The sequence below is a fragment of the Phocaeicola sp. HCN-6420 genome (assembly GCF_037890145.1).
Classification (GTDB): domain Bacteria; phylum Bacteroidota; class Bacteroidia; order Bacteroidales; family Bacteroidaceae; genus Phocaeicola.
On sequence record NZ_JBBKBJ010000059.1, the window covers coordinates 1 to 3,049 of the forward strand.

At 53.0% G+C, this 3,049-nt stretch carries 4 protein-coding genes and 1 pseudogene; all 5 read right to left on the reverse strand.

Annotated elements, in window-relative coordinates:
• Positions 1 to 254 (reverse strand): hypothetical protein (locus WKT12_RS16270; protein ID WP_340320312.1); only part of this gene is annotated, 254 nt, incomplete at its 3' end.
• A gap of 25 nt (positions 255 to 279) precedes the next feature.
• A complete protein-coding gene (locus tag WKT12_RS16275; RefSeq protein ID WP_007562482.1) occupies positions 280 to 468 on the reverse strand; it encodes a hypothetical protein in 189 nt (62 codons plus the stop codon).
• A gap of 2 nt (positions 469 to 470) precedes the next feature.
• Positions 471 to 1,190 (reverse strand): hypothetical protein, encoded by a 720-nt coding sequence (locus WKT12_RS16280; protein ID WP_007571287.1) that lies wholly within the window; start codon positions 1,188 to 1,190, stop codon positions 471 to 473.
• Positions 1,187 to 1,474 carry a hypothetical protein gene (locus WKT12_RS16285; RefSeq protein WP_005798244.1) on the reverse strand — a complete coding sequence of 96 codons (288 nt, stop codon included), beginning with the start codon at positions 1,472 to 1,474 and terminating at the stop codon, positions 1,187 to 1,189. The genes WKT12_RS16280 and WKT12_RS16285 overlap by 4 nt, the downstream gene beginning before the upstream one ends.
• A gap of 13 nt (positions 1,475 to 1,487) precedes the next feature.
• A pseudogene (locus WKT12_RS16290) lies at positions 1,488 to 3,049 on the reverse strand (hypothetical protein); the annotation flags it as partial.

Sequence of the window (3,049 nt, forward strand, 5' to 3'; positions counted from 1 at the left end):
TCCTGCACATCCACGTCCGTCACCGTACCCACCATCGCATCGAACACCGTTCCGGATGTAGGAGGTTTCGTCTCGCCGCTCACCAGTTCCTCGGTAGGGGTACGGTTTGACAGTTCCTTCTTCAGGAACGCTTCGATGTCATCGCCTGCATAGGCATGATAGGTGCCGTCCGGCTGTTTCTGATTCCATGGTGTTTCAAGATTCATCGGATGCTCGGTCGCGTTGATGATTCCGCTTATTTTCCTTTTTGCCATAATACTGTCCTTTTATAATAATCATTCATTTATCAGTTTTACTGCTACCGTTCCATGCGTCCGATCCGTTCCACGGCTCGTCGCCTTTCCAGTATCCAAGTCCGAAACAGCTGCTTATCGCAGACCACACCAGTCTTGCCCCGGCATAGACAGCCGACAGGGCACGTTTCCCCACATACGCAGCCGTTATTTCCTTACCGCCTATGGTTATCATCGTCAATCCTCCTCATAAATCAGATACAGCGTATTCGCATCCTTGTCCTGCAGCGCCTCGTAAGCTTCCCCGCTCATCACCTCATGCCGGTAGGCCAGCAGTCTCAGGCTGCCGCCTGTTCCGGTATATACGGCATCACCCAGCAGGTAGAGCTTGTCCGGCAGGATGGCTGTCCGGTCCGCATTCATGAATATGCCGGCAGGAGGCACACCCGCCACATCCCAGTCCCCGTACAGGGTGGAGTCCATGTGGTAGGCGAACTTCCCGGCATCCGCTACATACACTACGCTGCCGCCCGGTTTGGTACTCTTGTCAGGTAAAACGTTGCCTGTTTCCATCCATGAGGAAAAGCGTGCGGTAGCCCCGCCGATGGCTGCTGCCGTAGTCTGTTCCACCTTGGCAGCGGCGTTTTCTGCCTTGGCTGCCGCTTCGTTGGCCTTGGTGGCCGCTTCCGTGGCGGCCTGGGTCTTTTCCTCCAGTCCGGCTACGGCTCCTTCCGCTTTCTTGGCGGCAGCCTCGGCACGGGCGGCGGCATCGCTCGCAGGCTTCCCTATCAGTTCCAGGGGGACGTTCACCATCTTGCCGTCCTTCTCCCCGGGCAGTGATTTCACACCGCTCAGCGAGGTGACGGTCTCCAAGTCCTCCACGCCGGTAGAACTCTGGAGTACACGGTCCAGCACTTCCTGAACCAGTTCTTCTTGTGTCATTTCTGCCATACTCATTCGTTTTTATCGGTTTCTGACCCGCCCAGGATTTCGTTCAGGGCATCTATCACATTGGGAAGACAATAGCGTTCCACCGCCATGTGTATCATCCCGGTTTCCTCATCGCTGAACTCGGTCTCGCCGGTACTCTCGAAAATCTTGAACGCAAGCCGATGGGCCTTGATGCCACTGACACGCGTATACAGCAAATCGGCTATCTGCTCACGTGCATCGAAAACCTCCCTCGTCTGACGGGTTATTCCGGTGGGAACGCTGAAATTCCTGAAATCTAACTTTTTCATATATATCTGTTTTTTAGGATGAATGATTCAATATCTGGTAACGGAATCCGTCCGCTTTTGTAATAAGTACCGTTACGGAGTCCCCGGATGCCATCTCGTAGTTTTGCAAATCTTCATTGTGGTTATAGATACCTTTTAGTATGATATTCTTTGAACCGGGTCTGACCCTGAACGTGACAATGGCTGCAAAATCGGTAGGCAAGTAACTCATGCCGAACTTGTATGCCACAGAACTTTCCGACGGCAGCGTAACCTCTACCTTACTGTAGTTGGGTTCATTGTAATACATCAAAATGATATTGTGTTGTGAGAAATCCACCGTGTAGTTTCCACTTCCGAAGGTAAGCAGCTTGGCTTTCGTATTGATAAACGCCGGGGCAAGTAATGCCGCATTGCTGCTGATACCGTAGTTCTTCGTACCGCCGGTAACATCTATAAACAATCCATAGTTCGCTTGGTCGAAGCCGTAATTCCCGTATATATTGGGGGCTGAGTTCACGATACGACCGACAGCGGTAAAAGCTCCTCCTGCAGAAGACGGTATCACATCATCACCGAACATCACATATCCTTTGCTGCCGCCGACACGGAAAAAATCATCATAAATGGCAAGACCGCCACCGCTCCCGTGAGAGTCGGCCACAGAACCGATACGGCCGTTCCCTATCTCAAAGCCGCCGATTTTCCCTTTGCTGCTGTCTATCTCTCCGGTAAACTTACCGTTGGTCGTTTCAATGCTGCCGTCTTCCAGTATCTTGAAGTTGCCGTTGGCCGTTACCAGTCCCTCCAGCTGTATATGGTCGGCTGTCAGCTTGATTTTGCTCACGGTATTTCCGTACTCGTCCTCTTCCTCCACGCTCACCCCGATAAGGGCAATCTTTCCTGTATTGTCCTGCGCATACAGACCGGAACCTTCAGGCTTTATGACAAGCCCGGTCTCTTTCAGCGCATTACCGTCCTTGTCGAAGACCGCCGCTGAAATCTTTACCAGCCGGTCGCTCTGTTCGAACAGTGTACGGTACTTATAGGCCAGTGCGTCCGCCTTGTTGGTGCTGAACACCAGCAGCGAAATGTAAATCACGCCCGTAAACGACAGCTTGAAGTCGCCAGTGCCGTTCCAAAGTCCGTCCAACGTGAACATCTTCTCACCGCCAACGGGCAGGTCCTCTTCATGGCCGAACATGTTGAAGTTCTCAAACCCGGTCTTATCAGCGTTCACAAATTCTATTTTCAACCTTCCGGCCTTGATAACCCGGTAGCTGAACGACAGATACACCACGCCGGGCACCCGTTCGCCCTGGCTGTTCGTCTGCCGGTACTCCGGTACCAGCCGGAAGTCCTCCAGTTTCTGCATGATATAGCTGTTCCGGATATAGGCATAAGGCACCTTGCCGTCGGTCCGTATCTCGGCATGGCCGTCCGGCTTCGTACCGTAAGGACCGCCGTTCGCCCAGATCCAGCGTCCGCCCAGGGTGAACAGCGTAGCCTTGCTGCCCGTCTTCCATTTGTCCATGCCGTCGGCAAAACTGCTGTTGTCCAGATAACTCTGTTCTTCGCGTATTTCCTTGCGCAAGC

Coding starts and splice junctions, on each gene's coding strand:
- WKT12_RS16280 (WP_007571287.1), bottom strand. CDS start 1,190: ATGAGTATGGCAGAAATGACACAAGAAGAACTGGTTCAGGAAGTGCTG.
- WKT12_RS16285 (WP_005798244.1), bottom strand. CDS start 1,474: ATGAAAAAGTTAGATTTCAGGAATTTCAGCGTTCCCACCGGAATAACC.
- WKT12_RS16275 (WP_007562482.1), bottom strand. CDS start 468: ATGATAACCATAGGCGGTAAGGAAATAACGGCTGCGTATGTGGGGAAA.